This is a genomic window from Streptomyces sp. NPDC093109 (assembly GCF_040701725.1).
Lineage (GTDB): Bacteria > Actinomycetota > Actinomycetes > Streptomycetales > Streptomycetaceae > Streptomyces.
In genome coordinates this window covers 1-2,167 of sequence record NZ_JBFBEZ010000111.1, presented here as the reverse complement: position 1 = coordinate 2,167, position 2,167 = coordinate 1, and the positions used below count along the sequence as shown (strand labels likewise).

At 68.0% G+C, this 2,167-nt stretch carries 1 protein-coding gene; it reads right to left on the bottom strand.

The window, feature by feature from the left end; genetic code table 11:
• Positions 1-15: 15 nt before the first annotated feature.
• A complete protein-coding gene (locus AB0389_RS37755; protein ID WP_366400116.1) occupies positions 16-2,112 on the bottom strand; it encodes an ISAzo13 family transposase in 2,097 nt (698 codons plus the stop codon).
• Positions 2,113-2,167 lie beyond the last annotated feature (55 nt).

Here is a 2,167-nt window from a genome sequence, read left to right as displayed (position 1 = left end):
TGGACCCGTAAAGAATCAACTCGGCTGTTTTGTCGTCGCGATGGAGGCGAGCAGGGATTCGGCGGTGTGGTGCTTGACCGGGGCTGGTGGCAGGTGGAACCCGTCCGCATCGAGGAGGGGGCGGACGTCGCGGAAGGCGTTGCCGATGGTGCTCCGGTTCACCTGGAACAGTTCGGCCAGTACTTCGCCGGTGCAGACGCGGCGGTGGAACAGGACGGTTGCCAGGACACGTTCCGGGTCGGTGATCTTCTGGGCGAACACGCCGCCGCGGGTGCCTGGTTGGCGCGGTCTGCCGCGCTGGGTGTGACGGCGCCCCTCGACGAGGGCGGCCTGGCGGGGTGCGAGGCGTTCGATGAGTTCCTGCAGGTCCGTGCGGCTCATCCCGGTCAGGGCCGGATCGCAGAGCTCTTTGGGCAGCGAGGTGCGGCTTCGGGCGGGAATGGCCCCGGTGCTGAGGAATCCGATCAGTTGGTCCGGCTCGGTGAACAGCAGTGTTGTCGGTTCCACCTTGACCTTGTGGCCGTTCATGAGGCGGCGGGTCTCGGTGATCAACGGGCTGATGACCCGGTCGGTGACCTCCAGCATCTCCGCCAGGACGCGTTGCGGACAGACCTGACGCAGGTAGAGGAGGGTCAGCAGGATGCGGTCGCGGCCGGTGAAGAGGGGCTTGCCGTGGTCGGAGGCCGTCTTGCGACGTGGTCCGCCCCGCTGCTGGAAGCAACGCCGCTCGCGTTCCGCCTCCTGGGCGGGGGCGAGCCGAGCCGTCACATCGTCGAGTTCGGTTGCGTTCATCCCGGTCAGGCGGGGGTCGTCCAGCAGGTCCAGGACTTTTCTGCGTCCCGGCACCGTTGCAGTCGGCCCGCTTCCCGGCGGCGCTGGCTCCGTGGTGGTCAGGGGAGCGGGGTGGAGCGTGTAGTTCCAGCTGCCGCGAGCTTTGTGGGGTTCCAGGGGCAGGGCTTTCATGCGGGCCTCGCTGATGGCGACGCCGAGCGGGTAGGAGCGGGTGTCGAGCTCGGCCTGGACGCGCAGTCCGCTGCGGGTGGTGGTGGAGGCGATCGCGTTCACGATGACTTCGTGGCTGGTCAGCGGCCTGCCGCGCCAGTTCATGGTGATGTGGGAGAAGAGCCTGTGCTCGATCTTGTTCCATTTCGAGGTGCCGGGCGGAAAGTGGCAGACCGTGATCGCCAGCCCCGTGTCGGCGGCGAGCGTGGCCAGTTCCGCTTTCCAGGCGCGGTAGCGGTAGCTGTTGGAGCCGCCCGCGTCCGCGGTGATCAGCAGCCGGGTGGCGGCCGGGTAGTCGAGCTGACCGCGGGCCTGCCACCAGCGGCGGATCGTGGCCACGGCGAAGGCAGAGGTGTTGTGATCGACTCCGACGCTGACCCATCCGGTGTCAGCGGCCAGGTCGTAGACGCCGTAGGGGATCGCGGTCTCGCCCTTCGGCCCGGTGAAGAAGCTGTGATCCTCGACCTGGACCGGCTCGCCCTTGGGCCGCCACTCGCGTCCAATGTTCGGCAGCTGCCCGAGCATCTCCTTCTTCTTGGCGTCGACACTGATCACCGGCTCGCCCGTGGCCTGGAACACCTTGACCTGATCGTTGATGTAGTGGAACTGAGTGTCCCGATCCGGATGCTGGTCTCCTTCCAGCGTCTTGGCGTTCGCCTGCAGGCTGAAGCCGTTCTCCCGCAGAAGCCGGCCGACGGTCACCGGCGAGACACGGTGCCCTCGCCTCGTGAGCTCCGCCGCGAGACGCCGCAGTGACTTCGTCGTCCAGCGCAGCGGCGACATCGGATCGCCGCGTTCGTCCGGCTCAACCAGGCCCAACAGGGCGGGCAGCAGCCCCGGATCCAGCTCGGTCGCGGTCTTGCGCCCGCCGCCCGGCCTACGGATCCGACCCTCCGCCAGCAACTCGCCGCCCGCCTCCAGCTCGAAGACGCCCTTGCGTACAGTGCCCTCGCTCGCCCCGGCGATCCTGGCCACGGCCCGCACCCCGCCGCGGCCCAGCAATCTCGCCTCAGTCGCGAGCGCGAGTCGACGCTGCCGCTCGTTCAGGTGCGGCAGCAACACCTCGAATCGAAAAGCGAGTTGAGCCAGCACCGCGTCCTTGATCGCCATACCAGGTCAACGAGACCGGGCTCAGGAAGCAACACCTTGTTCGCGTACGGGTCCA